Below are 25,448 nucleotides of genomic sequence, written 5' to 3'. Positions count from 1 at the left end.
CGTTGCTCCGGCCCCGCCCGTCGGAGGCTTAAGGCGGCGAGGCCCTAACAGGGCTCAGCGACGCGGGCTTTCGGATAACGGTCGCGCGAAGCGTCTGAACTTCGTCGAAACGGTACATACAACTGCAAATCTTCCGGGCGAGGCCCGGGCGCTTCGCACCCTTCCCATCACCCGCCGGGGTCCCTGGCCGGGGACATGCGCTCGCGCGTGTCCCCATCAGTCCGCGCCGAGCCAAGTCTTGGGGACACGCCGCAAGGGCATGTCCCCGGGCGCTCAGATCACCCCGGCCCGCAGCAGGTCGTGCACGTGCAGGATGCCCACCGGTCGTCCCTGATCGACCACGAACAGCACGGTGATGCGCCGCTCGTTCATCAGCTTCAGCGCCTCGGCCGCCAGGGCGCCGGGCGAGATGGTCAGGGGGGCGCGGGTCATGACCTCGCCGGCCACGTGGTCCATCAGCCCGTCCATGTGGCGGCGCAGGTCGCCGTCGGTGATCAGGCCGGCCAGGGTCCCGTCCGGGGCCACCACCCCGACCGCGCCGAAGCGTTTTTCGCTCATCTCGAGCAGCGCCTGGGGCATGGGCGCGTCCTCGCGGGTCAGGGGCAGTTCGCCCTCGCCATGCATCAGGTCGCCGACCGTGCGCAGCATGGCGCCCAGCTTGCCGCCCGGGTGGAAGACCCGGAAGTCGCTGGCCGTGAAGCCGCGCCGCTCCAGCAGGGCCACGGCCAGGGCGTCGCCCAGGGCCATCTGCAGCGTCGTCGAGGTGGTCGGGGCGCTGACCTCGGCCGTGGCCTCCGGCGCGTCGGGCAGCAGCAGCAGAATGTCGCCCGCCCGGCCCAGCTGGCTGTCGGCCACGGCGGTGACGGCGATGATCGGGATCGAGAACCGCTTGGCGTAGGCCAGGGTGTCGGACAGCTCGCGCGCCTCGCCCGACTTGGACAGGGCCAGGACCACGTCGCCCTGGCCGATCATGCCCAGGTCGCCGTGGCTGGCCTCGGCGGCGTGCACGAACATGGCCGGCGAGCCGGTCGAGGCCAGGGTGGCGGCGATCTTGCGGGCCACGTGGCCCGACTTGCCGATGCCGGTGCAGACCACGCGGCCCTTGGCGTCGAACAGCGCCTCGACGGCGCGGACGAACGACTCGTCCAGGGCGGCCGACAGGGCCGACAGGGCCTGGGCCTCGGTGCTCAGGACCCGTTGGCCGACGGCGATGGCGTTGAAAGCGGTCATGGGGCGCTCGCCGCCGCTTCGCGGGCGTCGCTCATCTGCTGGCGGGCCTGCTGGTCGCGCTGGGCCGCGGCGTCCTTCTCGCGCTGGATCTTCGCGCGCATCTCCGGCGTCTGCTGGATCGGCACCGTGCCGAACGGGGCCGGCGAACGGGCGCCGTAGCCCTGCGGCCAGACGAGCGACAACGCGATCAGCGCCAGGCCGATGAGCGCCAGGAAGGGCATGAGGATGCGATCGGGCATGGCCTGCCTATAGCACGCCGCCCGGAGGAGAGAAGGGCGGGAGAAGGGCAGGGCGCTTGACGCGGGGGCGGCCGGGGCTTAGCCCGCCCTCCACAAAACCTTGGAGGTCCGATGCCCGTTCTTGTCCTGCTCCGCCACGGCCAGAGCCAATGGAATCTCGAAAACCGCTTCACCGGCTGGGTGGACGTGGATCTGACGGCCGAGGGCGAGGCCCAGGCCCGCAAGGGCGGCGAGCTGATCAAGGCCGCCGGGATCGAGATCGACGACGCCTTCACCTCGGTTCAGACCCGCGCCATCCGCACCTGCAACCTGGCGCTGGATGCAGCTCAGCAGAGCTTCGTGCCGGTGACCAAGGACTGGCGCCTGAACGAGCGCCACTACGGCGGCCTGACCGGGCTGAACAAGGCCGAAACCGCCGAGAAGCACGGCGAGGAGCAGGTCACCATCTGGCGCCGGTCCTACGACATCCCGCCGCCGGAACTGGCGCCGGGCGGCGAGTACGACTTCAGCAAGGACCGTCGCTACGCCGGCAAGGACCTGCCCAGCACCGAAAGCCTGAAGACCACCCTGGTGCGCGTGCTGCCCTACTGGGAGGCGGCCATCGCCCCCAAGCTGAAGGCCGGCGAGACGATCCTGGTGGCCGCCCACGGCAATTCGCTGCGCGCCATCGTCAAGCACCTGTTCAACGTGCCGGACGCCGACATCGTCCACGTCGAGATCCCCACCGGCAATCCTCTGGTCATCGACCTGGACGCGGCCCTCAAGCCGACCGGCGCGCGCTATCTCGACGAGACCCGCGCCCAGCCGCTGCCGGCGGCCCGCTGACCTGTCCGGGACGTCGGGGCAAACGATGCCCCGGCGTCCCGAAATACTTGGAAACTCAGCGTTAATCCGGCATGACGCATTGTCGGGGTCCAGCCCTTCGGGGAGTCGATACGAGCAGCCATGAGCGCCCCTCCCGCGGCAGGCCAAGAGCACAAGCGCCTGACGCAGCACGATGTGGACGTGATCTGCGCCAAGCATGACCGTCTGTGGTCGGCTCGGATGGGCGGCGCTCGCGCCGTTTTCGCCTTTTGCGATCTCTCTGGCCTGTCGGTCGCCGGCCGCAATCTGTGCGACGCCGACTTCACCGGGGCCCTGATGGTCGGCTGCGACATGCGGCGGGCCAAGCTCGACAACGCCACCATGTACGGCGCCGACATGCAGGGCTCGGACCTGACCGACGCCTCGATGCGCCGCGCCGACCTGCGCGGCTCCAGCCTGCGCGGCGCCAACCTGACCGGCGCCGACATGTTCGAGGCCGACCTGCGCGAAGGCCAGATCGCCGCCGCCGACCGCAAGGAAGGCTACCGCATCATCGAGCCCGTCCAGCGCGAGGCCCAGGCCCACGGCGCGATCCTGGCCGGCGCCAACCTGGAACGCTCGCGCCTGTCGGGCATCATCGCCACCAAGGCCGACTTCAGCGACGCGATCCTCAAGGACGCCAAGCTGGTGCGCGCCAACCTCAAGCAGGCCAATTTCAACGGGGCCAACCTGGCCGGCGCCGACCTGTCGGGCGCCAACCTGGTCGGGGCCGATCTGCGCAACGCCGTGCTGGTCGGCGCCAAGACGATGTCCTGGAACATCAACGACACCAACATGGACGGCGCCCTGACCGACAAGGCGTCGGGCAAGGACGTGTCCGAGATGCCTTACGAGCAGATGATCGCCGACCACGCCAAGTGGTGCGAGACGGGCGGGGCCGAGGGCAAGCCGTCGGTGTTCGACAAGGCCGACCTGCGCAACCTGAAATCCGTGCGCGGCTTCAACCTGACGGCCCTGTCGGCCAAGGGGGCGGTGTTCTACGGCCTGGACATGGAAAGCGTGCAGATGCAGGGCGCGCAGCTGGAAGGCGCCGACCTGCGCTCGTGCAACCTGCGCCGGGCCGACCTGCGCGGGGCCCGATTGAAGGGCGCCAAGCTGGCCGGGTCGGACCTGCGCGAGGCCCAGCTGGGTCCGCTGCTGATCGGCCGCGACCGCCTGCTGCCCAGCGACCTGACCGGGGCCCTGCTGACCAACGCCGACCTGGCCCGGGCCGACCTGCGCCAGGCCTGCCTGAGCGGCGCCGACCTGTCGCGCGCCAACTTCACCAACGCCCTGCTCAAGGACATCGACGTCACCGGCGCCATCCGCCTGGGGGCCCGCGGCCTGGACGACGTGATCTAGCGCGGTAGCGCTAACGGCGAATTTTCCACGATCTTTCCGTGAAAGTTGCGGCAAAACGGCGCGGCCTTAACGCTTCGCTCGTCGATCGACGTTATTCCTCAACGGGATCAAGGGGCTCTTCGGGGGAAGTGCGTAAGACATGAGTGCGGCGCAGAGCATTGCGGGACGGCGGCGACTGAGCCAGGCCGAGCTCGACATGATCGTGGCGGCGCACGAGAAGTTCGTCACGGGCAAGCAGGGCGGCAAGCGGGCTTCGCTGCGCTTCATGAACTTGTCGGGCCTGGACCTGTCCTTCCGCAACCTCGCCGACGCCGATTTCTCCGCCTCCATCCTGGACGGTTGCCGCATGGTCCGCACGCGGCTGGAGCGGGCCAACCTGTTCGGCGCCGACCTGCGCAAGGCCGACTTGCGCCAGGCGGTGCTGGTCCGCGCCGACCTGCGCGGGGCCTGCCTGCGCGGCGCGAACCTGTCCCAGGCCGACCTGACCCAGGCCGACTTCCGGGAAGGGCAGGTAGCCATCCCGCATCCCCGCAAGGGGCTGGAGACGGTCCGCCACGAAAGCCGCAACGGCGAGGTCGACGAGGTCAACTTCTCGGGGGCGACGCTGGACGGCTCGCAGTTCACTGGGGTCTCGGCCTTCAAGGCCGACTTCAGCGACTGCTCGCTGCGCGGCGCCAAGCTGGCGGGGGCCAATCTCAAGGAAGCCAATCTGAGCGGGGCCATCCTGGACGGCGCCGACGTCAAGGGCGCGAACCTGGAAGGCGCCAACCTGACCGGCGCGGTGATGGCGGGGGTCGACACCTCCACCGCTCGCACCAGCGGCGCGGCGATGCAGGGCTGCCTGGCGGCCTCCACCGAGCGGGCCCTGTCGCGAGTCGAGGAGATCCACCAACGCTGCCTGGCCAACCAGGCCTGGTGCAAGACCGGCGGCAAGGAGGGCGAGCCCGCCCGGCTGGACGGCGAGGACCTGCGGCCGCTCGGCGATCGGCTCAAGGGCCTGCGGCTGACGGCGATGAGCGCGGCGGGGGCCTGCATGGTCGGGATCGACCTGTCCGGGACCCAGCTGCAGGGCGCGGACCTTCGCAACGCCGACCTGCGCATGGCCAACCTGCGCGGCGCCGACCTGCGCGGGGCCAAGCTGGCCGGGGCCAACCTGACCAAGGCCGACCTGCGCCAGGCCTTCCTGTCGCCCCTGCCTCTGGGGCCCGAGCGCAAGACTCTGGTCAATCTCAAGGCGGCGCGCCTGCGCTACGCCCTGATGCAGGCCGCCGATCTCAGCGAGGCGGTGCTCGACGGCGCCGACCTGCGCGGCGCGGACTTCACCGGCGCCCGGCTCGGCAAGACCAGCCTGCGCGACTGCGACCTCAGCCAGGTCCAGGGCCTGGACTTCGCGCCGGCCTGAGACGGATACGAGACCAGAAAAAAGGGCGGCGCCGGAGCGCCGCCCTGCAAAGTCTAGAGGGGAGATACGATAACGCGCGAAGGTAGAATTAGGCTGCCTTCTCGCCTTCGATCTTGTCGCCCTCGATCAGGGGCGCGGCGGACTTGATCTCGATCGTGCGGGGCTTGAGCGCCTCGGGCAGCTCGCGCTTCAGCGAGATCGACAGCAGGCCGTCGGAGAGGGCCGCGTCGGTCACGACCACGTAGTCGGCCAGCTGGAAGCGGCGCTCGAAGTTACGCTCGGCCAGGCCGCGATGGAGGTAGCGCTTGGTCTCGTCATTGGCCGGCTTGCGGCCGGTGACGGTGAGAAGGTTCTCCTTTACCTCGATGCCGAGCTCTTCCGACTTGAAGCCGGCGACGGCGATCTCGATGCGGTACGCGTTCTCGGCGGTGCGCTCGATATTGTAGGGGGGATAGCCCGAGGCGGCTTCGTTCGAGGCGGCGTCCAGCAGGGCGGCCAGGCGGTCGAAACCGACGACGGAGCGGTACAGGGGCGACAGGTCGATCGTACGCATGATGACATCCTTCTTTCAAAGCAAGGTTGTTCAATAGGTTCAGACCCTTGGCGACCCGGATTGGCGTCGCCGGCGATCTGGAAGGCCCGGGTTCCCAGCGCCTTCGAAACCAAGGTGGTGAGCCGTTTTTCGACTTCAAGGGGTTGAATGAGCAGCTTGACGGTGAATCGCTTGATCGCCGTTCGGCCGCCGCTAAGGTCGGCTCGCCCAGCCCCTGGCTAGCCTTGGAGAGCTCCGACGATGACCTGCCGCCGCCATCTCCTCCTGATCGCCGCCGCGACGCTTTGCCTCTCCGCCACGCCGGTCTTCGCGGCCGACGCGGCGCTGAAGGCGGCCATCACCTCGCCCGACCGCACGCCGGCCAACGCGGCCCGCGACGGCGCCCGCCATCCCTATGACAGCCTGACCTTCTGGGGGCTGAAGCCCAAGCAGACGGTGATCGAGGTGTCGCCCGGCGGCGGCTACTGGACCGAGATCCTGGCGCCCTACGCCAAGGCCACCGGCGGCGTCTATGTCGCGGGGCTGGCCGACCTGGCCAATCCGAAGATTTCCGACGGGGCCCGCAAGGGCAGGGCGAACTTCGAGATGCGCTTCATGGACCCGGCCAAGTACGGCGCCGTGCGGTTCGTGAACTTCGGCCCGGTCGCCGGTCCCCTGGGCGCGGCGGGCTCGGCCGACCTAGTGCTGACGGCGCGCAACGTCCACAACTGGACTGTCCAGCCCGGCGTGGCCGACAAGGTCTTCAAGGACTTCTTCGACGTGCTGAAGCCGGGCGGGATCCTGGCCGTCGAGGACCATCGCGCCGATCCCAAGTCGGAGACCGACAAGGGCGCGGACGGCTATCTGGCGACGGCCACGGTGGTGGCCCTGGCCGAGAAGGCCGGCTTCAAGCTGGACGCCAGCTCCGAGATCAACGCCAATCCCAAGGACACCAAGGACCACCCGTTCGGGGTCTGGACCTTGCCGCCGACCCGGCAGACCGCGCCCAGCGGCCAGCCGGCCGATCCGACCTTCGACCGGACCAAGTACGACGCCATCGGCGAGAGCGACCGCATGACGCTGCGCTTCCGCAAACCGGGCTGAGGACCGGCCGGGTCGAACTTTGACCGACCATGGCGCCGTTTCGCCAAGGTCGGGTGCATGATCGGGGGCGTGAAGTGATGGTGGGTGGCGGCATGGGTCCGAAAGTTCGATGGTCGCGACGGGGCTTGCTTGCGGGCGCGGCGGCGCTGAGCCTGGCGGGATGCGGCCGCAAGGCGGCCAAGCCCGAGGCCGCCAAGCCGGCGGCCAAGACCGGGACGATGACCCTGAAGGACGCGACCCAGGGCGACTGGCGCTCGCCCGCCGACAAGGCCCGCGACGCCTGGCGCCATCCCGTCGAGAGCCTGGAGTTCTGGGGCCTCAAGTCGGGCCAGACCGTGGTCGAATTCTGGCCGGGCGCGGGCTGGTACACCGACATCCTCGCGCCCTATCTGGCCGCGACCGGCGGCAAGCTGTACGCCGCCTCGCTGCAGACCGACCTGCCGGACGACCCCGCCGCCAAGGCGGCGGTCGAGGCCTATCAGCGCAAGCTGGCCGACAAGAAGAAGGTCTATGGCGACGTGACGATCACGGCGTTCGGACCCACCAGCGGCCCCGTCGCGCCGGCCGGTTCGGCCGACCTGGTGCTGTTCCTGCGCAACCTGCACAACTGGATGGCCGCGGGCCTGGCCGAGAAGGCGTTCCGGGAGGCCCTGACGGCCCTCAAGCCCGGCGGCGTGCTGGGGATCGAGGAGCATCGCGGCGAACCGGGCCGGGTGCAGGACGTGCTGGCCGCCGACGGCTACGTGCAGCAGGCCTATGTGATCGAGATGGCCAAGGAGGCCGGCTTCGTCCTGGCGGGCGAAAGCGAGATCAACGCCAATCCCAAGGACACCAAGGACCATCCGTTCGGTGTCTGGACCCTGCCGCCGACCCGGCTGTCCGCGCCGCGCGGCGAGCCGGCCGAGCCCGGTTTCGACCACGCCAAGTACGACGCCATCGGCGAGAGCGACCGCATGACCCTCAAGTTCGTGAAGCCGAAATGATCCTGCGCAGGCGCGCCGTCGCTTCGGCCCTCGTCACCCTGACCCTCGCGGCCGCGATCCCGTCCGCGGCGTCGGCCCAGGCCGGCAAGGTCGCGCCCGCCGGCAAGGTCTTCTCGTTCCTGGAGGCCTTCCTGAAGGTGCCGGCCGCCGAGCGGTCCAGGATCAAGGTGTCCTACGCCCTGATGCGCGACGGCAAGCGGGCGACCGGCGTCAAGGCGACCCTGATCGAGGCCAGCGGCGCGCGCACCCCGCTGCCGATCGACGGGGAAGGGCGCTTCGAGCGGACGCCCACCCTGGCCCAGCTGCAGGCCAAGGCCCAGGTCGGCTTCGACGTGCCGGCCGACGCCAAGCTGGGTTCCAGCATGCTGCTCGACCCCGTGCTCAAGCCGGCGGCCGACTACGACGCGCGGGAGCTGGTCGCCACGGTCGAGGAGTCCAACAAGGCCATCCGCAAGGCCGCCGGCCCCATGGCCCTAATGGCCCCGCAGATGGATGGGCTGACGTTCAAGGCTGTCGATTCCGGGGTGGCGATCTTCCCCAACGGAAGCTCCAAGCCGTTGCCCGCCGGCGCGGGCGGCGTCGTTTTCCAGCCCGGCCAGTTCAAGGGCGCGTCCCGCGTCCGTTTGGCCAAAACCCCGACGGCGGTGGATTATTACGTCGCGAAGAAATAGCCCGTCGCGCGTCTGAACAGTGTTTACTCGTCGCGATCCAGCGGCCAGTGTGCCGCCCAGAATCCACGCGCCACAGAGGGAGACGCGCACATGGCTACGTTGCAGGAAATCACCGATCGTATCAAAGGCGCCGTCGGCGACGACAGCGGCCTGGGCAAGAGCCTGAAGTTCGACCTGAAGGACGCCGGCGTCATCCACATCGATGGCGGCTCGGTGACCAACGAAGACAAGCCCGCCGACCTGACCATGACCCTGTCGATGGACGACCTGCTGGCCATCGGCGCCGGCTCGCTGGACCCGACCATGGCGGTCATGACCGGCAAGCTGAAGCTGTCGGACATGGGCACGGCCATGGCCCTGCAGTCGAAGATGGCGGCTCTCTTCGCGAAGATGCGCTGATCCATGGAGGGTACGGCGTCGCTGGTCTCGATTCCCGAGGCGCCCGTTCCCGATCATGGAAAGGCCGAGTGGTACAGCGGCGCGGACGGGGCGACCCTCCGCGCCGCCTTGTTCCGGCCCGAAGGCGGTCCCCGGGGATCAGTGGTGCTCAGTCCGGGGCGCAGCGAGCCGATCGAGAAGTATTTCGAGGTCATCGAGGACCTGCTGGCCCGCGGCTTCGTGGTGCTGGTCCACGACTGGCGCGGCCAAGGGCTGTCGGCCCGGGCCTTGCCCGACCGCCTGAAGGGCCACGCCCGGGGCTTCAAGACCTTCCTCGCAGACTACGCGGCCTTGCTCGACGCCTTCGAGGCGCGGCTGCCCAAGCCCTGGATCGCCATGGCCCATTCGATGGGCGGATGCCTGGCCATGCTGGGCCTGGCCCACGGCGAGGCGCGTTTCGCGGCGGCCGTCCTGTCCGCGCCGATGCTCGGCCTCAACACGGCCGGCGTGCCGCCCTGGGTGGCCACGCCCCTGTCCTGGATCCTGTCGCGCGTCGGCCTGTCCGGCGCCTATGTGCAGGGCGGGCGCTACGACCCGCTAGCCCAGACCTTCGTCGGCGACGCCCTGACCCACGACGAGGCGCGCTACGACCGCTACGTGGCCCAGCTGCGCGCCGATCCGCGCATCGCCCTGGGCGGCATGACCTGGGGCTGGGCGGACTTCGCCATCTCGGCCTGCGCCTGGCTGCGCGGGGCGGGAAGGGTGGAGACCGTCGCGATCCCGGTGACCATCGTCGGGGCCGAGCTGGACAACCGCGTGCTCAATGTCGACGAGCAACGGATCGCCGACCGGCTTCCGAACGGACGCTACGTGGAAGTCCCCGGGTCTTTCCACGAAATCCTGATCGAGACCGATCCACGCCGGGACGTCTTCTGGCGGGCCTTCGACGAGACCGTCGACAGGGTCGCGCCGCGCGAGCCGCTTATTTCGCCGAACGTCTCAGACTGACCAGGGCCTCGTCCAGGCAGCGGCGGTCGCCGGAGATCACCATTTGGCCGCCGTCCGGGCCGATCGGCTCGCCGCGCCAGTTGGTGACGACCCCGCCGGCGCCCTCGATCAACGGAATGGCCGCCTCGACGTCCCACGACTTCAGGCCGGCCTCGATGACCATGTCCATCTTGCCCATGGCGACCATGGCGTAGGCGTAGGCGTCGCAGCCCAGGCGGGCCAGCTTGGCGGCGGCGCGCACCTGGCGCCAGGCGCCCAGCTCGGCCCCGTCGAAACAGGCCTCGGGATCGGTGGTGGCGATGACGGCGTCGGTCAGGTCGGCGCACGCGCGCACCTGGATCGCCCGCTCGCCGCCCCGCGACATCAGGCGCGAGCCGGCGGCCGAGCCGATGAAGATCTCGCCGGTATAGGGCTGGCCGATCGAGCCCAGCACCGAGCGTCCCTGATGGCGCAGGCCGATCAGGGTGGTCCAAAGCGGCAGGCCCGAGATGAAGGCGCGCGTGCCGTCGATCGGGTCCAGGACCCAGACGAATTCCGCGTCCGGGCGGTCCTCGCCGTATTCCTCGCCGATCACGCCGTGATCGGGATAGCGCTCGGCGATCAGCTTGCGGATCGCCGCCTCGGCGCCGCGGTCGGCCTCGGTCACCGGATCGAAGGCGGCGTGGCTGTCGCGCGGCAGGTTCTTGCCCGCGCCCTTGTCCTCCAACCCGTGGTCGGCCCGGAACAGCGGCAGGATCGCCGCGGCCGAAGCGCGATTGAGGTCGACGACGAAGGCGTCGAGTTGAGCGAGGTGATCGGCGGCGAGGGTCATAAGGCGAGGATTTAGCCCGCCCTTCGACTCGACGCCACCGCTCCCACGCGAACTCAGGCTTCGATCGGCTCGCCGCCGTTCAGCGACTTGGCCAGGTCCAGCAGGCGACGACGCGGACGCTCGCCCAGCAGGTAGTAGGCGCGGACCAGGTCCAGCGTCTCCTTGCGGGCGAACATCTCGCCGCCTTCGGCTTCGGTCGCCGCTTCCTTCGCCGCACGGTCCGACAGGCCGTCGTAGAAGTAGCCGACCGGAACCTCCAGCGCCTCGGACAGCTGCCACAGGCGAGCTGCTGAGATGCGGTTGGCGCCGCATTCGTACTTCTGGATCTGCTGGAAGCGCACCCCGACGGTGCCGGCCAGCTGTTGTTGAGTCAGGCCCAGCAGACGGCGCCGACGCCGCAATCGCTTGCCCAGATAAACATCAATGTCGTTGCCCATGATGACGCCCCGATTTCATGTTCCCGTCCCAGAACGGAACGGCCTGGGTTGGCATCCGCAAGTCGCGTGCCGGGCGAACCATGCGGGTCGACACACGCCGCGAGTCCCACTCGTCCACGAAGCAGGCTACTAAGGGTTCATGTCGGATAAGCGTCGGCCGCTGGGCCAGGATCTTCTGTGGCGCGCTGAGGCGCTGGGTTTCGACCTCTTCATCGGCCTGGTGCGCCTGCTCGGCGTAGACGCCGCCTCGGCGTTCGGCGGCTGGCTGGGCCGCACGGTCGGGCCGTTGAGCGGCGCCCACAAGGTGGCGACGCGCAACCTGAAGCTGGCCTTCCCCGACAAGGACGACGCCTGGCGCGAAGCCATGCTCAAGGCGCAATGGGACGGCCTGGGCCGGACCTTCGCCGAGTTCCCGCTGATGGATAAAATCCTGCCGTCGACGGGCCGGGTCGAGGTGGTCAACCAGCAGCGCCTGTTCCAGATCGCCGCCGAGAAGGTCCCGGTGGTCTTCGTTTCGGGACACCTTTCGAACTGGGAGGTAATGCCCGCGGCGATCGTCGATTCCGGCGTCGTCTGCGAAATGACCTATCGCGCCGCCAACAATCCGTACGTCGACGAGCGCATCAAGGCCAGCCGCTTCCGCTACGGCGTGCGGCTGTTCGCGCCCAAGGGCGGCGACGGCGCGCGCGAGCTGTTGGAGGGCATGAAGCAGGGCAAGTCGGTCGCGCTGATGAACGACCAGAAGTTCAACACCGGCGTCGAAGGCCTGTTCTTCGGCCATCCGGTGCGCACGGCGCCCGGGCCTTCGCGCCTGGCGCTTCGTTTCGGAACGGTGCTGCAGCCGATGTCGGTGCAGCGCACCAAGGGCGCGCGCTTCCGGGCCGTGGTCCACGATCCGATCCACCTGCCCAACACGGGGGACCGCACCGCCGACATCGAGACGGGGGTCAAGCTGGTCAACGCCTTCATGGAAGAGCGCATCCGCGAGCGGCCCGAGGAATGGTTCTGGGTCCACCGCCGCTGGCCGAACGAGGTCTACGCCCAGCTGGCGGCGCAGGGCGACTAGAGCTCCAGCATCCGCTCGTTGCCCCGGCGGCGCGGGCCGTCATAGGTCGGGTCGTCGCGCCGGCGGCGGCAGGGGCCGAAATAGTCTTCGGTGCGGATGAACGGCCGGGGCTTGAAGATCACCGTGTTGATCCGGTCCAGCAGCGAGCGGGCGGTGACCGGCTTGACGACGATCTCGGTGACCCCGGCGTCGCGGGCCTCGAACACCCGGTGCCGCTCGGCGAAGCCGGTCAGCATGATGATCGGCAGGAACGGGTCGGAGCTGTCGGGCGACTGGCGCACCAGCTGGGTGAACTGCACGCCGTCCAGGGGCGACATGCGGAAGTCGACGATGGCGATGTCGATCTGGTGGTCGCGGACCACCTGCAGGGCCTCGGCGCCGTCCATGGCCTCGAAGACGTGCCGCACGCCGACGCCCTTGAGGATCGTCGAGACGATGGTCCGCATGTGATGGTTGTCGTCCACCAGCAGGAAGCGCAGCTGCTCAAGCGTCGCCGACATGCGAGTGAAGTCTCCATCGCGGAAAAGGGGATGGCGGGGGATACTGTACAGTTAACGGCCTGTCGATCCCCTGACAGGCGAATTTTGCAATCGGAAGTCTCCCTAGGCGTGTGGTTGCGCTAACCCCACCAGCAGGGACGGGTCCAGGTTCTGGTCGCGCCACTTCATGCGCCAGCAGAGGTGCGGGCCGGTGGCGCGGCCTTCCTGGCCGACCGCGCCGATCCGCTGGCCCTGGACCACGGCCTGGCCGGCGGCCACGTCGATGCGCGACAGGTGCAGATAGGCGGTGATCAGGCCCTGGCCGTGGTCGATCAGGATCAGCCCGCCCTCGAAGTGCAGGCCCGTCTCGGCGAAGCTGACGACCCCGGCGGCCGGGGCCACGACCGGCGTCCCGACCGGGGCGGCCAGGTCGACGCCGTAGTGCGGGCGCTTGGGTTCGCCGTTCAGGATGCGCTGGCCGCCGAAGCTGGACGAGCGCCGCGTGGCCTGGACCGGCCAGATGAAGCCGGTGCGGAAGTCGTCGCGGTCCTGCCGGCTGGCGAAGCCGACGGCCTTGCGCTGCCCCTCGGCCGCGATGCGGGCCAGCAGGGCCGGATCGCTGGGCGCCACCTGGTCCTGGGCCAGACCGTCGATGCGCTGGATGTCGAAGGTCCCGGGCGCGATGGTCGCCTGGTGGGTGGCCGAGCCGTCGGGGGTCTCGACCGTGATCAGGGCCGGCGGCGGGGCGTCGCGGTCGAAGCCGATCACGAACCAGCCGTCGGCCGAGGCCTGGGTGGCCGGCGCGCCGTTCAGCAGCACCGTGGCGCGGGGCGCGGTATGGCCCACGACCGCGCCGCCCTGCACGAAGCGGCCCGACAGGGTCAGGCCGGGCGCAGCGGCGCGGGCGATCGACGCCGAGACGGACGTGAAGAGCAGGCCGGTCGCGCCGGCCGTCAGGCGGACGAGCGCGGCGCGGCGGTTCAGCCCCGGCTCTCCTGCCAGCGCTTCAGGGCCTCGGCCGGACCCGCATAGGCTTCCTGCAGTTCGGGGCTCCAGTAGCGCAGGGCCTCCAGCGCCACCTTCGTACCGGTGACCGCGCACAGCACGTATTGGCCGGGGCTCATGACGGCGAATTCGCCGTCGCCGTAGTGCAGGGTGGCCGGACCGCCGGCCTTGCCGAGATTGGGATCGAACGCGTTCATGAGGCTCTTTTACGCCAGTTGGGGTCTGGGGAACAGGGAGGCGGTCCAGGGCGGGGTCAAAAGAGGCTCCCTTGATCGGACTGCGGCGGCGGGGCCTTGGGCTTGGGCGCCGGACGCGGCGGCGGTGCGGCGACAGGGGCGGGCGGGGCGAACGTTCCGCCTTCGCCGTCGATCACCGCGTCGCGGTCGCCGGCCTTGAACTTCAGGTTCACGCGCTCGCCGCTGGTCAGTTCGGCGGCCGAGCGGGCGATCGAGCCGTCGGCCTTGCGCACCAGGGCGAAGCCCAGCTCCAGCGGCCGCTCGGGGTTCAGCGACAGCCGCAACTTGTCCAGGGCGACCAGGCGGTCGGTCTCGCGCTCCAGCCGTCGCTTGGCCACGGCGTTCAACCGCTCCTGCAGGGCGGGCAGGCGGGCGTGCTGGGCCACCCGCTCCGGAACGCGGGCCGCCGCCAGGTCCAGCCGCCGGCCAAGGTCCTGGACCCGTCGGCCGCAGTCGGCGCGCTGGCGGTGCAGGGTGTCGGGCGACAGGCGGGCGGTGACCTTCAGGAGGTCGCGGGCGTGGATGTCGGTGTTGCGCTGCAGGGCCGCGTCCAGGCGGGCGGCGACGTCCTTGAAGCGGCGCTCGGCCGGGGCGGTCAGGTCGTCCAGGCGGGGCAGGCCGCGCACGGCCAGGTCCAGGCGCTGCTGGGCCAGGGCCAGCAGGTCGGCGGGGCGGGGCAGGCCGCGCGCGGCGCTGATCAGGCGGGTGCGGCGCTCCTCGATCACGCGGCCGCCGCAGGTGTTCAGGCGGCGGTCGTAGTCGCTGACCAGGGCCCGCAGTTCGGCCAGCACCGGCGTGGCCATCTCGGCGGCGGCGGTGGGCGTGGGGGCGCGACGGTCGGAGACGAAGTCGATCAGGGTGGTGTCGGTCTCGTGGCCGACGGCCGAGATCAGCGGGATGGTCCCCTCGGCCACGGCGCGGGCCAGGCCCTCGTCGTTGAAGGCCCACAGGTCCTCGACCGAGCCGCCGCCCCGGGCGACGATCAGGATGTCGGGGCGCGGCACCGGTCCGCCGGGCGTGATGGCGTTGAAGCCGCGGATGGCGGCGCTGACCTGGCCGGCGGCGGCGTCGCCCTGGACCACGCAGGGCCAGACCAGCACCTGGCAGGGCCAGCGGTCGCGGATGYGGTGCAGGATGTCGCGGATCACCGCCCCGGTCGGGCTGGTGATCACCCCGACCACGGCCGGCATCGAGGGCAGGGGGCGCTTGCGATCCGGCGCGAACAGGCCCTCGGCGTGCAGCTTGGCCTTCAGCCGCTCCAGCTGGGCGAGCAGGGCGCCGACCCCGGCGGCTTCCATGGTCTCGATGACGATCTGGTAGCGCGAGCCGGCCGGATAGGTGGTGATCTTGCCGGTGACGATGACCTCCAGCCCGTGCTCGGGCCGGATCTGAAGCTGGCGGACATTGCCCTTCCAGACCACGCCGTCGATGGCGGCCTTGTCGTCCTTGATGGTCAGGTAGACGTGGCCGTTGGAGTGGTGGGTGACCTTGGAAAGCTCGCCGCGCAGCCGCACGAAGCTGTAGCGGTCTTCCAGCGTGCGCTTCAGGGCGAAGGCCAGTTCCGAGACGGAATAGGCCTGGGCGTTGGAATCGGGCGCGGCGACGTCGGTCATGGGGGATTAGATAGGACGGTTTGGGGTTGGGTGGGAAATCCGGCCTGGTATGGCGTGATCAGCTTTGGCGTGTGAAAGTCGCTGATTGTTCGCTGGGGCGGTCCATGTTTCTGCGCTTTCGCCGGGTTTGCCTGTTGATGCTGGTGCTCGTGGGCTCGTCGACACCCACGCTCGCCGGAGCGCCCCGTGAGTTCAAGTTGGACGGCGCGACGGGCGTCTACAAGAAACGCTTTCCGAATAGCGACGTCTCGGGCGAGCGGTACATGTCGGAGAATGTCCTGACGATCGTCCGAAGCGGCCCCCGCGCCGCATTCATCTGGGTCGATCTTCGCTTCTACAACGGTCACATGTGTTCTCTGGTCGGCATCGCGCACGTCGAAGGCGACGCGCTGGTCTATCGTGAAGCTTTGGAGGACATGAAGTCCTGTACGCTTCGGATCACGTCGGACGGGAAGGCGATCCATTTCTCTGACCAGGGATCCTGCAACTACATGTGTGGAGCGCGAGGGGGTTTCGACGGCGAGACGTTCAGCGTCACGAGCCGGCGACCGATCCGCGACCTGGCGGGCCTGAAGGCCTCGGACGACTATCGCGACGCGATCGTGGCGGATCGGGAAGCCGCCGAAGGACGGTCCGCCAAACGCTGACGATGTGTCCAACTGCCTGGCGTCGTACGAAGCCTGAGGACACGCCCAAAGGCCTGTCCCCGTCAGTGGCGTGGGTCCTGGTTGGCGACCGGATCATCGCGGAACCGCCAGCCAACGTCGGGCGAGGCGACCAGCACGGCCTGTCGGCGCGTGACGCAGCGATTGATCGCCGAACCCATGTTGATGGTCAGGCCCGACAAGGGACGGACCTCCACGCCGTCGGGGTGGCTGAACGCCAGGGCGCCGCCGGCCTGGCCCGGCGCCAGGAAGGGCGCGTCGATCAGCTCGTCGAAAGCCCGTTCGTCCGGGCGAGGCTTCTCGTCGGGCATCATTTCCGAGGGGCGGGCTTCGCCGATGGCGCAGACCTGGGACCATGGGCCCGGCTCCAACCGGATGAGGTCGATGGGGCCTCCGTCCGCCATGGCCGCCGAGAAGGCCGCGTCGAAGGCGCGGTCGGCGTCCGACATCGCGATCTCGCCGCAGCCGGCCAGCACGACCGAGGCGACTGACAGAAGGGCCGCACGGGCGACACGGTTGGGCATGGGCGCGCTCCGTCCGGCCAAGCGGTCGCCGGGATCGGTCCAACGTGGGCGAGCGTGGTGCAGACCCGATGCAGGTGTTGTCGATCAACGCCCCCAGAACGCAAAAATCCCGGAGCGGCCCCTCAGCCGTCCGGGATCTTCTTCCAGTTCCTCGCCGTGAGGCCGAAATCCCCGCCGCGCTTTCCTCATGAGGACTTGGGCGCGTGGATATCTGCCGCCGACTTCGGCATCCCACGTCCGGAAGCCCGAGCTTCCAGGATCGCGGGCGGCCCCACGGAGGTGAGGACCTAGATGTAGCGGCGCAGCGAGCGGGCCAGTTCGGTGGCGCCGGCCTTCTTCTTGGTCTGCTGCGGCTGGTAGGCGATGCGGGCGTGTTCGCCGCAATAGGGACCTTCCGACGACCGGCGGCCGCAGAAGGTGAAGCCGTCGGCCGACGGATCGCCGATCGGCCACTTGCACATGTGGGCGCCCAGGGTCAGCACGGTGGCCGAACCCGGCTCCTCGGCGCGGAACGCCGGGACCGACGGCTGCTGGGCCACGGCCGGCAGCGGCGCGGGCTCGGCGGCGATCACCCGGCGCGGGGCCGAGGGCATCGTCGTGGCGGCCGGACGCGCGGGGCGCGGGGCCTTGAACGCCGGGCGCGCCGGCTGCGAGGGGGCCGCGCGGCCCGACAGGCCCAGGCGGTGCACCTTGCCGATCACGGCGTTGCGCGTGACCCCGCCCAGCTGTTTGGCGATCTGACTGGCCGAAAGGCCGTCCAGCCAAAGCTTCTTCAGGGTGGTGACGCGTTCGTCAGTCCAGCTCATAGCCCATCTCCGCCTAAAAGGGGCCACGACGGGTTTCCCCGACTCGCCATGGCCTCTATATCTGGTGTACAGACCGCCCCGCCGGCGGCTGACCTACTAGATAGTGTAAAGAATGCGTTAAAACGCACAATAGGCTGTAAGGCGTTCGTCCACAGGAACTATATCTTGATTCTTCCGGAACGCGCCTTGCGCTCCGGCGAGCCCGGGCGCACATGCTGGCGCGTGGCGGCCCCCGCGGACGCCTTCGAGGCGTTCTGGATCCGAGACCCCCCATGAAAGACATGACGTCCGACGTCATCCCGCCGCAGCCGCGCGACTATCACGGCTGGAACTGGAGCGGGTTCTTCACCCTGTACCAACGCGAGATCCGCCGGTTCTGGAAGGTGGGCACCCAGACGGTGGCCGCCCCGGTGGTGACGACGCTGCTCTACATGCTGGTGTTCGTGGTGGCGGTGGGCGGCAGCCGACCGGCGGTCGAGGGCGTGACCTTCGGCCATTTCGTGGCGCCGGGCCTGATCATGATGGCCATCCTCAACAACGCCTTCGCCAATTCGTCCTCGTCGCTGATCCAGGCCAAGATGATGGGCCTGACCCCGGACTTCCTGACCCCGCCGCTGACGCCGCTGGAGCAGGTCTCGGCCTTCGGCCTGGGCGCGGCGACCCGCGGCATCGTGGTCGGGGCGGTGACCGCCCTGGTGATCGGCGTGCTGCCGGGCGCGGGCCTGCAGATCAGCCACCTGTGGGCGATCGTTTATTTCTCGGTCGGCGCCTCGATCATCCTGGGCCTGGCCGGCGTGTTGGCGGGCCTGTGGGCCGAGAAGTTCGACCAGCTGGCGGCCGTGACCAACTTCCTGATCATGCCCATGACCTTCCTGTCGGGCACCTTCTACCTGGTCGACAAGCTGCCCGAGCCGTTCCGTTCGGCCAGCCACTTCAACCCGTTCTTCTATCTGATCGACGGCTTCCGCTACGGCTTCATCGGCCATGCCGACGGCTCGGTGGCGGTCGGGGCGGCGGTGACCGCCGCGCTGTCGATCGGCCTGTTCCTGTGGTGCTGGGGCCTGTTCCGGACCGGGTACCGGCTGAAGAGCTAGGTTTCGTCCTGATGGTTTGAAGCAAGCGGCCGCCTCGAAAGGGGCGGCCGTTTTTGCTTTCCTTGATCCGCTCATCCCGGCGAATGCCGGAACCCAGATCCTATGGCTTTGAGGTTGGCTGGACGGGCTCTGAGCTCAAGGAACCCACCATACCGCTATTCCATCTGGATCCCGGCATTCGCCGGGATGAGCGGATCAGAGTTCAGGGAACCTCCTTCACCAGCACCTCCACGCCCTCGGTCGGTCCGCCGTTGATCACCGGGATGTGGGTGTCGTTGATGAACCGAAGCCGGCCGTCCACCTCGACCCGCGCCGAAACCGCGATGCGGGCCGAGGGCGAGACCTTCGCCGGGTCGTAGCCCAGCGAGAAGGCGACCGGCGGCGTCTGGGCCGGGATCACCGCCTCGGCGATGACCTTGGCGGGTGCGTCGGCCAGGCTGACGTCCTGCAGGCGCACGATCACCTTGGTCTGGGGCGGCAGCATGATCCGTTCGCGCCAGACCACCTGGCCGGTGACCGCCGCGCTGGACGGACCCGTCGGCGGCGCGGCCGGCGCGCCGGCGCATCCGGCCAGGATCGTCAGGGAGAGGAGGGCGGGCGCGAAGGGCTTCATGGACGTCTCCTGGACAAGCTCCCCCGAGCCCTCAAGGCGTAAGGCCTGGATGTTGCGAGTTCAACCGGTCGACCCGACCCGACCCGCCATGGGACCGCGAACAGTGTGGCTTGGCGGTCCCTGACACCCAAAATTCACGGCCGCTTTGTTGACAGCGCCCGGTTACACGCCGACAACGCTTGGCCTTCCGGTCCCCGTGCTTTTGAGCACGGGGGCTTCTTTCCTTTTTGGGAGGCCGTCTTGAGCACGTCGACGTCGTCTAACCCCGCGCAACACCACATCATGGGCGTCTACAACCGCGCCCCGCTGGCGTTCGAGCGAGGCCGAGGCGCGCGCCTGTTCTCGACCACCGGCGAAGAGTACCTAGACTGCGTGGCGGGCATCGCCACCTGCGGCCTGGGCCACGCCCACCCGGTCCTGGTCGACGCGCTGAAGACCCAGGGCGAGAAGCTCTGGCACGTCTCCAACATCTACACGATCCCCGAGCAGGAAGTGCTGGCCGACCGGCTGTGCGCGGCCACCTTCGCCGACGTGGTGTTCTTCACCAACTCGGGCACCGAGGCGATCGAGTGCGCCCTGAAGGCCGCCCGCCGCTACCACGTGGTCAACGGCCAGCCCGAGCGGGTCGACATCATCGGCTTCGACGGCTCGTTCCACGGCCGCTCGTACGCGGCGGTCAACGCCTCGGGMAACGCCGGCTATCTGGACGGCTTCGGCCCGCGCCTGCCGGGCTACGTCCAGCTGCCGTTCGGCGACTGGGACGCCCTGAAGGCCGCCATCGGCCCGACCACGGCCGGCGTGATCATCGAGCCCGTCCAGGGCGAGGGCGGGGCCCGCGCCCTGACCGACGCCCAGCTGACCGAGCTGCGCCAGATCACCCGCGACGCCGGCGTCCTGCTGATCTTCGACGAGGTCCAGAGCGGCATGGGCCGGACCGGCAAGCTGTTCGCCCACGAGTGGGCGCCGGACGCCGCGCCGGACATCATGGCGGTGGCCAAGGCCCTGGGCGGCGGCTTCCCGGTCGGCGCGTGCCTCGCCTCGACCGAGGGCGCGCGCGGCATGACCCCGGGCGTCCACGGCTCGACCTACGGCGGCAACCCGCTGGCCATGGCCGTTGGCAAGGCGGCGTTCGACACGATMAACACGCCCGAGATCCTGGACAACGTGAAGACCGTCGCCGGCTTCTTCACCCAGCAGCTGAACGGCCTGAAGGATCGCTTCCCGGACGTCATCGTCGACATCCGCGGCAAGGGCCTGCTGATCGGCATCAAGGTCGTGCCGAACAATCGCGAGTTCATGGTCCTGGCCCGCGACGAGAAGCTGCTGATCGCCGGCGGCGGCGACAACTGCGTTCGCCTGCTGCCGCCGCTGAACCTGACGGTCGAGGAAGCGTCCGAGGCCATCGCCAAGCTCGAAAAGGCCTGCGAGGCCGCCCGGGCCAAGGCGGCCGCCTAAGGTCGCCCGACCCGACCTATGACACCGCTCGTTCCGGCCAGGCCGGAGCGGGCGGGCAGGGGGATTTCCTATGACCGAACCCAGACACTTCATCGACCTGTGGAAGCTGGACGGCGCCACGCTGCGGCTGATGCTCGAGGACGCCAAGGCCCGCAAGGCCGCCCGCGCCGGCTGGCCCAAGGGCCGCGTCGACGCCGACGCCCCGGCCAAGGACCGCGTCCTGGCGATGGTCTTCCAGAAGAACTCGACCCGCACCCGCTTCTCGTTCGACGCGGCGATCCGCCAGCTGGGCGGGTCGGGCATCATTTCGACCGCCGCCGACATGCAGCTGGGCCGCGGCGAGACCATCGAGGACACCGCCAAGGTGCTGTCGCGCATGGTCGACGCGGTGATGATCCGCGCCAACAACCACGCCGACGTCGAGCGCTTCGCCCAGGTCTCGGCCGTGCCGGTGATCAACGGCCTGACCGACAAGAGCCACCCGTGCCAGATCATGGCCGACCTGCTGACGATCGAGGAGCATCGCGGCGACGTGGGCGGCAAGACCATCGCCTGGGTCGGCGACGGCAACAACGTGTGCTCCAGCTTCATCCACGCCGCGCCGCTGCTGGGCTTCAAGCTGAAGATCGCCTGCCCGGCGGTCTATCACCCGGACCTGGTGGACCTGGCCCGCGCCCAGGAGCGCCAGGCCCAGATCACCCTGACAGACGATCCCAAGGAAGCCGTGCGCGGCGCCGACGTGGTCGTGGCCGACACCTGGGTGTCGATGGGCGACACCGATCATGACGAGCGCCTGGCGGCCCTGGAGCCCTACCAGGTCGACGACGCCCTGATGGACCTGTCCAAGCCAGACGGCGTCTTCCTGCACTGCCTGCCCGCCCACCGCGGCGAGGAGGTCACCGACAGCGTCCTGGACGGCCCGCGCTCGCTGGCCTGGGACGAGGCCGAGAACCGCATCCACGCCCAGAAGTCCGTCCTGGCCTGGTGCTTCGGGGCGATCGGCTAACCGTAAGATCGAGAGGGTCGTCGTGTCCAAGATCGAGTTCAGCAAGGCCGAACGCGACGACCTGATCGACAAGCTGGCGCGCTATCTGGATCGCGAGCTGGACTGCGAGGCCAGCGCCCTGCAGCTGGGCTTCCTGCTGGACTTCATCAGCGAGAAGATGGGGCCGCGCTTCTACAACCAGGGCGTCCGAGACGCCCAGACCCTGTTCCAGAGCAAGCTGGAGGACGTGGTCTACGAGATCGAGAAACCGTTCTCGGACTGAATCCTACAGATAGGCCTTGGGCGTGTAGGCGGCCTCGAAGGCCTGGCCGCCGCGCCGCAGCTTCAGCGTGACCGGGGGGCCGCCGATACGGCCGATCAGGGGCAGGGCGTCGCGCAACGCGGTCACGCCGTCGAGCATGTCGCCGGCCCGCACGCCGGCCTCGGCCGCGGGGCTGCCCACGCCCACCTCGGTGACCTGGACCCGGCCGTTCTCCGCATCGACCCAGAGGCCCGAGCCGCCATAGCGGGTCTCGCCCGGAGGCTGGCCGTTGCGCTTGACCCACACGGTCTTGGCCTGGTGGTCGATCGACAGGTTCAGGGTGCGGATCACCGGCAAGCCCAGGACCTCGCCCTTGCCGGAGTCGGGCGGGCGCACCACGACCAGCGACGGGCCGTACTCGGTGTCGCCGATCGTCAGGGACGGGCCCCGGACGAGGCGCGCCAGGGCCTTGCCGGGCCCGGTGATGCCGGCCAGGCGGACCGGGACGTAGGGCGTCGTGTCGCTCCACAGGCCCAGCCGGCGTCCGGTCTCGTGCTCCAGGGTCAGGACCCAGGGCATGCCGGTGTCCAGGACTGGGCGGAGCACGGTCTCGCCCAGCTTGACGTMGGCGTAGATCCGGCGCGAGCCGTTGGCGCCGGGCTCGTCGCGCAGCTCCGAGGCCAGGCGGGTGAAGCCCGTGCGGTCAGGCGATCCCGTCGGATAGACCCGCCACTCGCCGGCGGCGAAGTCCAGTTCGCTGTCGAGCGCGGTCATCAGCCCCGCCGCCAGCAGGCCGTCGCCGCCGAGGCGGGCGCCCTCCAGGCCGAACAGGGCCACGCCCTGCTGCCGCACCGCGCCGCCCAGCACCAGCTCGTCCACCGCATAGAGCGGAAACGACTTGCCCTCGTTCAGCCTGACGTCCCGCAGCTTGGGCAGGCCCAGTCCTCGGGCGACCTCCTCGCGGACGCCGCTGACCACCGAGCCGGTGTCCATGATGAATGCATAGGGACCCTTGCCGTTCAGCGTCACGTCGATCAGCACCCGCTGCTCGGTGAGCTTGATCTTCGCGACCACCGGCTGGCCTTGGGCGCGGGCCGCGCTGGCAAGGAGCTGGGAGAGGGGAAGGGCGAGGGCGGAGGCGGCGAGACGGCGACGCGTGAGCATTGGAACTCCAGTCCTCGGATGTGAGCGATACAACCGTGGCCTGTGGGAGCGGTCAATCGTCGTTTGATGACGGCGCACCCTGTCGCAGGGGGCTCGCATTTTTCGTGCAAGCGACTATCTAGCCTCCCCATGACCGACATCGCCGCCCAAACCCTCCCGGACACCGCTCCGGACGACCTCGTTTCCGCCTTCCAGATCGAGGGCCTGCMCGTGCGCGGCCGCGTGGTGCGCCTGGGCGCGGCGGTCGACGAGGTGCTGACCCGCCACGACTATCCCGAGCCCGTCGCCAACCTGCTGGGCGAGGCCTGCGCCCTGGCGGCCCTGGTCGGCTCCAGCCTGAAGTTCGAGGGCCGGCTGATCGTCCAGGCCCAGGGCGACGGCCCGGTGCGCTATGTCGTGGTCGACTACGACACCTCCGGCGCCCTGCGCGGCTACTGTCGGTTCGACCCCGAGGAGGTCGCGGCCGCCTCGGACGGCTTCGCGCGTCCCGGCGCCAAGACCCTGCTGGGCGGCGGCACCTTCGTGATGACCGTCGACCAGGGTCCGGACATGGACCGCTACCAGGGCATCACCCCGATCGAGGGCGAGACCCTGGCCCTGTGCGCCGAGCAATACTTCGCCCAGTCCGAACAGACCCCGACCCGGGTGCGCCTGGCCGTCGGCCAGGCCGACACGGGCGAGGGCGCCAAGTGGCGCGCGGGCGGCATCCTGATCCAGGCCATCGCCGGCGACGAGAGCCGCGGCGAGACCCAGGAAGCCTGGCAGCACGTCCAGGCCCTGTTCGAGACTACCGGCGAGGACGAACTGATCGACCCCACCGTCCCGACCACCACCCTGCTGTGGCGACTGTTCAACGAGGACGGCGTGCGCCTGCTCGAGGAAAAGCCGCTGCGCGCCTTCTGCCGCTGCTCGGAAGACCGCATCGGCGCGGTGCTGGGCTCGTTCACGGCCGAGGAAGTGGCCGAGATGGTCGAGCCCGACGGCAAGATCCACGTGACCTGCGAGTACTGCTCGCGCAAGTACGCGCTGGAACCGACGACGGCGGGGTGAGCGGAAGACTGTCCGCTCACGGCTTCAGGTTGGCGGCCTCCCAGGCGCGGACCCGAACCCGCCCGGCGTCGAACAGGCGCTCGTAGTTGCCCTTGCGGACCGCCAGGCTGGCCTGCGGCGTCAGCTGGCTGAAGACCGGGTCCCACAGGTGGAAGACGCGCAGCTGCGTCGCCTGGTCGGGCGGCGCCACGTTGTCGGTGCCGAACAGGAAGCGGTCGGAATGCTTGTTCAGCAGTTCGGCCGTGCGGCGCTCGGTCTCCGGCGAGGAGATGGCGTACTTGGCCACCTCGTCCCACGAGATGTCGAAATAGACGTGGCGGAGCGTGGGGTCGTCGAGCATGGCCTCGACGATCTCGAGGTGGTTGGGCGGCCGCTCGGCCGAGCCTTCGCTGGCGGCCACCTGGGTCGGGCGGACCACGCGTCCAAGACCGGTATGGGCCCAGATGATCGTCGTCTTCGGATGGCGGCGCAGCAGCGCCTTCATCTGCGCCAGATAGACCGGTTCGGCGTTGGTCTTGGCGAACGGGACGTCGATGTCGCTGTGGAGGATCACGACCAGTCCGACATCGCCCGCGAAATCCAGGATCCGGTCCAGGGCGGGGTTGGYCAGGCTGGCGCCCTCGCCGGCGACCTTGGGCGAGACGAACTCCTTGTGGATCGTGAACTCGCCGATGCCGGTGAACACGCCGGGATAGGTCTCCAGCACCCGCCGGATGTGGTCCGCGGCGTACATGTCGGCCGGGTTGAAGCCGGTGATCATCGGATCAAGGCGTTTGCGGGACTCCGGCGGCAGCGACAGATAGGCGTTGGCGATGAAAGCGTCCGTGAACGAGTAGTAGTAGAGCGGCGCGTCGGTCTGCAGGTAGTAGGTCGGCGCGTAGTCGCCGGAGTTCTGGTAGGACCAGGTCTGCTGAAGCGGAATGCCGAACAGGGTGGACCGGCCGACCTTGTCGCCCATGATGGCGATGTAGTCCTTTATCTTCGTTCCCTTCTGGACGTAGTTCGTCAGATGGAAATGGGAGTCGTCGAACAGATACGGGTCGGCGGCGGCGGMGCGCGTCTGGGCCCAGGCGGGCGGCGCGTAGGACGCGCTCGCCAGGCACAGGAGGGCCAGGCCCATGGCCGCGCCGGCGGGCGCGGATCGGAAGGTCACGGCTGAGGATGCACGGCCGGTCGGGACTTTCATGGGCGACTGCCTTTCCGTCTTCGGAGGCCTCGGGCGTGCAGAGACGGTCGGCCGACGCGCGCCGGTCGCGGCCCGTCGGCGATCTCCCGCCGCGCCATCTGTCGTCCGGGTTGGGTCACCGGCGCCTGACCACGCTGGCGTCTTCACTTAGGACCCGGCGGGATGGTTCGGAGTATCCGGCGAAGACCTGAGACGGCCTCGGGTGGACTTCTAGGCGACGATGCGTGTCGAGCGCGGTCGACGCC

Annotated in this window: 29 protein-coding genes; 15 read left to right on the top strand and 14 right to left on the bottom strand. The window is 69.4% G+C overall.

Translation table 11 applies throughout. The features are described from left to right. Positions 1–273: 273 nt before the first annotated feature. Together AC1U89_RS09400 and AC1U89_RS09395 are read right to left on the bottom strand one after the other, a co-directional pair. Positions 274–1,230: a KpsF/GutQ family sugar-phosphate isomerase gene (locus AC1U89_RS09400; protein WP_479899445.1), complete on the bottom strand. Its 957-nt coding sequence runs from the start codon at positions 1,228–1,230 to the stop codon at positions 274–276. After that, complete coding sequence (locus AC1U89_RS09395; protein ID WP_479899444.1) at positions 1,227–1,469, bottom strand: hypothetical protein; 243 nt, start codon at positions 1,467–1,469, stop codon at positions 1,227–1,229. The genes AC1U89_RS09400 and AC1U89_RS09395 overlap by 4 nt, the downstream gene beginning before the upstream one ends. A 111-nt stretch (positions 1,470–1,580) precedes the next feature. Between AC1U89_RS09395 and gpmA the strand changes: the two genes are divergently transcribed. The 3 genes from gpmA (at position 1,581) to AC1U89_RS09380 (ending at position 5,076) form a co-directional block, all read left to right on the top strand. After that, complete coding sequence (gene gpmA / locus AC1U89_RS09390; protein ID WP_479899443.1) at positions 1,581–2,294, top strand: 2,3-diphosphoglycerate-dependent phosphoglycerate mutase; 714 nt, start codon at positions 1,581–1,583, stop codon at positions 2,292–2,294. Positions 2,295–2,414: 120 nt separating this feature from the next. Next, the gene (locus tag AC1U89_RS09385) at positions 2,415–3,674 is read left to right on the top strand and encodes a pentapeptide repeat-containing protein (RefSeq protein WP_479899442.1); all 1,260 of its coding nucleotides are present in this window, start codon (positions 2,415–2,417) and stop codon (positions 3,672–3,674) included. Positions 3,675–3,813: 139 nt separating this feature from the next. Then, entirely contained in the window at positions 3,814–5,076 is a 1,263-nt protein-coding gene (locus tag AC1U89_RS09380) for a pentapeptide repeat-containing protein (protein ID WP_479899441.1), read from the top strand. Positions 5,077–5,164: 88 nt separating this feature from the next. On the opposite strand, the gene AC1U89_RS09375 is transcribed toward AC1U89_RS09380, so the two are convergent. Further along, positions 5,165–5,629, bottom strand: a complete 465-nt coding sequence (locus AC1U89_RS09375) for an Hsp20 family protein (RefSeq protein WP_479899440.1) — start codon at positions 5,627–5,629, stop codon at positions 5,165–5,167. 240 nt (positions 5,630–5,869) lie between these two features. On the opposite strand from AC1U89_RS09375, the gene AC1U89_RS09370 reads away from it, so the two are divergent. From AC1U89_RS09370 to AC1U89_RS09350, 5 genes are all read left to right on the top strand, one after another. Continuing rightward, entirely contained in the window at positions 5,870–6,712 is an 843-nt protein-coding gene (locus AC1U89_RS09370) for a class I SAM-dependent methyltransferase (protein ID WP_479899439.1), read from the top strand. Between the two features lie 92 nt (positions 6,713–6,804). Further along, positions 6,805–7,695, top strand: coding sequence for a class I SAM-dependent methyltransferase (locus AC1U89_RS09365; protein ID WP_479899438.1), 891 nt, complete (start codon positions 6,805–6,807; stop codon positions 7,693–7,695). Then, positions 7,692–8,366: a hypothetical protein gene (locus AC1U89_RS09360; RefSeq protein WP_479899437.1), complete on the top strand. Its 675-nt coding sequence runs from the start codon at positions 7,692–7,694 to the stop codon at positions 8,364–8,366. Before AC1U89_RS09365 ends, AC1U89_RS09360 begins: the two co-directional genes overlap by 4 nt. Before the next feature lie 90 nt (positions 8,367–8,456). After that, positions 8,457–8,765 (top strand): SCP2 sterol-binding domain-containing protein, encoded by a 309-nt coding sequence (locus AC1U89_RS09355; protein WP_029916823.1) that lies wholly within the window; start codon positions 8,457–8,459, stop codon positions 8,763–8,765. A 3-nt stretch (positions 8,766–8,768) separates the two neighbouring features. Continuing rightward, entirely contained in the window at positions 8,769–9,752 is a 984-nt protein-coding gene (locus AC1U89_RS09350; RefSeq protein WP_479899436.1) for an alpha/beta fold hydrolase, read from the top strand. Here AC1U89_RS09350 and hisN read toward each other — a convergent pair. Then, on the bottom strand, positions 9,727–10,563 hold the full coding sequence (gene hisN / locus AC1U89_RS09345; RefSeq protein ID WP_479899435.1) for a histidinol-phosphatase: 837 nt from the start codon (positions 10,561–10,563) through the stop codon (positions 9,727–9,729). The genes AC1U89_RS09350 and hisN overlap by 26 nt on opposite strands. A 53-nt stretch (positions 10,564–10,616) precedes the next feature. After that, positions 10,617–11,000: a helix-turn-helix domain-containing protein gene (locus tag AC1U89_RS09340; protein WP_479899434.1), complete on the bottom strand. Its 384-nt coding sequence runs from the start codon at positions 10,998–11,000 to the stop codon at positions 10,617–10,619. 139 nt (positions 11,001–11,139) lie between these two features. On the opposite strand from AC1U89_RS09340, the gene AC1U89_RS09335 reads away from it, so the two are divergent. Further along, a complete protein-coding gene (locus tag AC1U89_RS09335; RefSeq protein ID WP_479899433.1) occupies positions 11,140–12,066 on the top strand; it encodes a lysophospholipid acyltransferase family protein in 927 nt (308 codons plus the stop codon). On the opposite strand, the gene AC1U89_RS09330 is transcribed toward AC1U89_RS09335, so the two are convergent. The 4 genes from AC1U89_RS09330 to xseA form a co-directional block, all read right to left on the bottom strand. Beyond that, entirely contained in the window at positions 12,063–12,566 is a 504-nt protein-coding gene (locus AC1U89_RS09330) for a response regulator (protein WP_337687519.1), read from the bottom strand. The two genes, AC1U89_RS09335 and AC1U89_RS09330, sit on opposite strands and share 4 nt — an antisense overlap. Positions 12,567–12,668: 102 nt before the next feature. After that, on the bottom strand, positions 12,669–13,391 hold the full coding sequence (locus AC1U89_RS09325) for a M23 family metallopeptidase (protein ID WP_479899432.1): 723 nt from the start codon (positions 13,389–13,391) through the stop codon (positions 12,669–12,671). Between the two features lie 134 nt (positions 13,392–13,525). Next, positions 13,526–13,747, bottom strand: a complete 222-nt coding sequence (locus AC1U89_RS09320; protein WP_479899431.1) for a DUF2093 domain-containing protein — start codon at positions 13,745–13,747, stop codon at positions 13,526–13,528. Positions 13,748–13,803: 56 nt separating this feature from the next. Continuing rightward, a complete protein-coding gene (gene xseA, locus AC1U89_RS09315; RefSeq protein WP_479899430.1) occupies positions 13,804–15,399 on the bottom strand; it encodes an exodeoxyribonuclease VII large subunit in 1,596 nt (531 codons plus the stop codon). 104 nt (positions 15,400–15,503) lie between these two features. On the opposite strand from xseA, the gene AC1U89_RS09310 reads away from it, so the two are divergent. Next, positions 15,504–16,046, top strand: a complete 543-nt coding sequence (locus tag AC1U89_RS09310; RefSeq protein WP_479899429.1) for a hypothetical protein — start codon at positions 15,504–15,506, stop codon at positions 16,044–16,046. Between the two features lie 62 nt (positions 16,047–16,108). Here AC1U89_RS09310 and AC1U89_RS09305 read toward each other — a convergent pair whose 3' ends face one another. Together AC1U89_RS09305 and gcrA are read right to left on the bottom strand one after the other, a co-directional pair. Beyond that, the gene (locus AC1U89_RS09305) at positions 16,109–16,588 is read right to left on the bottom strand and encodes a hypothetical protein (RefSeq protein WP_479899428.1); all 480 of its coding nucleotides are present in this window, start codon (positions 16,586–16,588) and stop codon (positions 16,109–16,111) included. A gap of 287 nt (positions 16,589–16,875) precedes the next feature. Beyond that, positions 16,876–17,394, bottom strand: a complete 519-nt coding sequence (gcrA, locus tag AC1U89_RS09300) for a cell cycle sigma 70 cofactor GcrA (protein ID WP_029916805.1) — start codon at positions 17,392–17,394, stop codon at positions 16,876–16,878. A gap of 272 nt (positions 17,395–17,666) precedes the next feature. On the opposite strand from gcrA, the gene AC1U89_RS09295 reads away from it, so the two are divergent. Next, on the top strand, positions 17,667–18,488 hold the full coding sequence (locus AC1U89_RS09295; RefSeq protein WP_479899427.1) for an ABC transporter permease: 822 nt from the start codon (positions 17,667–17,669) through the stop codon (positions 18,486–18,488). A 202-nt stretch (positions 18,489–18,690) separates the two neighbouring features. Here AC1U89_RS09295 and AC1U89_RS09290 read toward each other — a convergent pair whose 3' ends face one another. Beyond that, on the bottom strand, positions 18,691–19,101 hold the full coding sequence (locus AC1U89_RS09290) for a YbaY family lipoprotein (protein ID WP_479899426.1): 411 nt from the start codon (positions 19,099–19,101) through the stop codon (positions 18,691–18,693). A gap of 240 nt (positions 19,102–19,341) precedes the next feature. Between AC1U89_RS09290 and AC1U89_RS09285 the strand changes: the two genes are divergently transcribed. The 3 genes from AC1U89_RS09285 to AC1U89_RS09275 all read left to right on the top strand — a co-directional run bounded on the left by AC1U89_RS09285 (position 19,342) and on the right by AC1U89_RS09275 (position 21,824). Further along, positions 19,342–20,556 (top strand): acetylornithine transaminase, encoded by a 1,215-nt coding sequence (locus tag AC1U89_RS09285; RefSeq protein WP_479899425.1) that lies wholly within the window; start codon positions 19,342–19,344, stop codon positions 20,554–20,556. Positions 20,557–20,626: 70 nt separating this feature from the next. After that, positions 20,627–21,562 carry an ornithine carbamoyltransferase gene (argF, locus tag AC1U89_RS09280; RefSeq protein WP_479899424.1) on the top strand — a complete coding sequence of 312 codons (936 nt, stop codon included), beginning with the start codon at positions 20,627–20,629 and terminating at the stop codon, positions 21,560–21,562. 22 nt (positions 21,563–21,584) lie between these two features. Beyond that, positions 21,585–21,824, top strand: coding sequence for a DUF2164 domain-containing protein (locus tag AC1U89_RS09275; protein WP_479899423.1), 240 nt, complete (start codon positions 21,585–21,587; stop codon positions 21,822–21,824). Between the two features lie 3 nt (positions 21,825–21,827). On the opposite strand, the gene AC1U89_RS09270 is transcribed toward AC1U89_RS09275, so the two are convergent. Beyond that, complete coding sequence (locus AC1U89_RS09270) at positions 21,828–22,967, bottom strand: pepsin/retropepsin-like aspartic protease family protein (protein WP_479899422.1); 1,140 nt, start codon at positions 22,965–22,967, stop codon at positions 21,828–21,830. Between the two features lie 129 nt (positions 22,968–23,096). Between AC1U89_RS09270 and AC1U89_RS09265 the strand changes: the two genes are divergently transcribed. Then, positions 23,097–24,017 (top strand): Hsp33 family molecular chaperone, encoded by a 921-nt coding sequence (locus AC1U89_RS09265; protein WP_479899421.1) that lies wholly within the window; start codon positions 23,097–23,099, stop codon positions 24,015–24,017. Positions 24,018–24,033: 16 nt separating this feature from the next. On the opposite strand, the gene AC1U89_RS09260 is transcribed toward AC1U89_RS09265, so the two are convergent. Further along, entirely contained in the window at positions 24,034–25,203 is a 1,170-nt protein-coding gene (locus tag AC1U89_RS09260; RefSeq protein WP_479899420.1) for an amidohydrolase family protein, read from the bottom strand. Positions 25,204–25,448: the final 245 nt, after the last annotated feature.

The organism is Caulobacter sp. 05T431 (genome assembly GCF_056665975.1).
This window is presented reverse-complemented; position numbering and strand designations above follow the sequence as displayed.

Excerpts from the sequence above, each read along its gene's own strand:
- AC1U89_RS09400 (WP_479899445.1), bottom strand. The coding sequence starts at position 1,230 with ATGACCGCTTTCAACGCCATCGCCGTCGGCCAACGGGTCCTGAGCACC.
- AC1U89_RS09395 (WP_479899444.1), bottom strand. The coding sequence starts at position 1,469 with ATGCCCGATCGCATCCTCATGCCCTTCCTGGCGCTCATCGGCCTGGCG.
- gpmA (WP_479899443.1), top strand. The coding sequence starts at position 1,581 with ATGCCCGTTCTTGTCCTGCTCCGCCACGGCCAGAGCCAATGGAATCTC.
- AC1U89_RS09385 (WP_479899442.1), top strand. The coding sequence starts at position 2,415 with ATGAGCGCCCCTCCCGCGGCAGGCCAAGAGCACAAGCGCCTGACGCAG.
- AC1U89_RS09380 (WP_479899441.1), top strand. The coding sequence starts at position 3,814 with ATGAGTGCGGCGCAGAGCATTGCGGGACGGCGGCGACTGAGCCAGGCC.
- AC1U89_RS09375 (WP_479899440.1), bottom strand. The coding sequence starts at position 5,629 with ATGCGTACGATCGACCTGTCGCCCCTGTACCGCTCCGTCGTCGGTTTC.
- AC1U89_RS09370 (WP_479899439.1), top strand. The coding sequence starts at position 5,870 with ATGACCTGCCGCCGCCATCTCCTCCTGATCGCCGCCGCGACGCTTTGC.
- AC1U89_RS09365 (WP_479899438.1), top strand. The coding sequence starts at position 6,805 with ATGGGTCCGAAAGTTCGATGGTCGCGACGGGGCTTGCTTGCGGGCGCG.
- AC1U89_RS09360 (WP_479899437.1), top strand. The coding sequence starts at position 7,692 with ATGATCCTGCGCAGGCGCGCCGTCGCTTCGGCCCTCGTCACCCTGACC.
- AC1U89_RS09355 (WP_029916823.1), top strand. The coding sequence starts at position 8,457 with ATGGCTACGTTGCAGGAAATCACCGATCGTATCAAAGGCGCCGTCGGC.
- AC1U89_RS09350 (WP_479899436.1), top strand. The coding sequence starts at position 8,769 with ATGGAGGGTACGGCGTCGCTGGTCTCGATTCCCGAGGCGCCCGTTCCC.
- hisN (WP_479899435.1), bottom strand. The coding sequence starts at position 10,563 with ATGACCCTCGCCGCCGATCACCTCGCTCAACTCGACGCCTTCGTCGTC.
- AC1U89_RS09340 (WP_479899434.1), bottom strand. The coding sequence starts at position 11,000 with ATGGGCAACGACATTGATGTTTATCTGGGCAAGCGATTGCGGCGTCGG.
- AC1U89_RS09335 (WP_479899433.1), top strand. The coding sequence starts at position 11,140 with ATGTCGGATAAGCGTCGGCCGCTGGGCCAGGATCTTCTGTGGCGCGCT.
- AC1U89_RS09330 (WP_337687519.1), bottom strand. The coding sequence starts at position 12,566 with ATGTCGGCGACGCTTGAGCAGCTGCGCTTCCTGCTGGTGGACGACAAC.
- AC1U89_RS09320 (WP_479899431.1), bottom strand. The coding sequence starts at position 13,747 with ATGAACGCGTTCGATCCCAATCTCGGCAAGGCCGGCGGTCCGGCCACC.
- AC1U89_RS09310 (WP_479899429.1), top strand. The coding sequence starts at position 15,504 with ATGTTTCTGCGCTTTCGCCGGGTTTGCCTGTTGATGCTGGTGCTCGTG.
- AC1U89_RS09305 (WP_479899428.1), bottom strand. The coding sequence starts at position 16,588 with ATGCCCAACCGTGTCGCCCGTGCGGCCCTTCTGTCAGTCGCCTCGGTC.
- gcrA (WP_029916805.1), bottom strand. The coding sequence starts at position 17,394 with ATGAGCTGGACTGACGAACGCGTCACCACCCTGAAGAAGCTTTGGCTG.
- AC1U89_RS09295 (WP_479899427.1), top strand. The coding sequence starts at position 17,667 with ATGAAAGACATGACGTCCGACGTCATCCCGCCGCAGCCGCGCGACTAT.
- AC1U89_RS09290 (WP_479899426.1), bottom strand. The coding sequence starts at position 19,101 with ATGAAGCCCTTCGCGCCCGCCCTCCTCTCCCTGACGATCCTGGCCGGA.
- argF (WP_479899424.1), top strand. The coding sequence starts at position 20,627 with ATGACCGAACCCAGACACTTCATCGACCTGTGGAAGCTGGACGGCGCC.